The sequence below is a fragment of the Enterococcus dongliensis genome (genome assembly GCF_031927985.1).
GTDB lineage: Bacteria > Bacillota > Bacilli > Lactobacillales > Enterococcaceae > Enterococcus_A > Enterococcus_A dongliensis.
Genome location: NZ_JARPZC010000068.1, coordinates 1 through 201 on the forward strand (window position 1 = coordinate 1; position 201 = coordinate 201).

At 32.8% G+C, this 201-nt stretch carries 1 protein-coding gene; it reads right to left on the reverse strand.

Going from position 1 to position 201, the window contains the following annotated elements; translation table 11 throughout:
• On the reverse strand, positions 1 to 201 hold a 201-nt coding region (locus tag P7D84_RS13935), incomplete at both ends, for a DDE-type integrase/transposase/recombinase (protein ID WP_311806798.1).

Genomic DNA, 201 nt, shown 5'->3' on the forward strand with positions numbered 1-201 from the left:
AAACCATCTGCATCGATGGCTCGATACAAATAATGCCATTTTCCTTTAATTTTGATGTACGTTTCATCCATTTTCCAGGAATAAAAGGATTTTTTATTTTTCTTTTTCCAAATTTGATAGAGTAGTTTGCCATATTCTTGCACCCAACGATAAATCGTCGTATGAGAAACGTTAATGCCACGATCATATAAGATTTCTTGA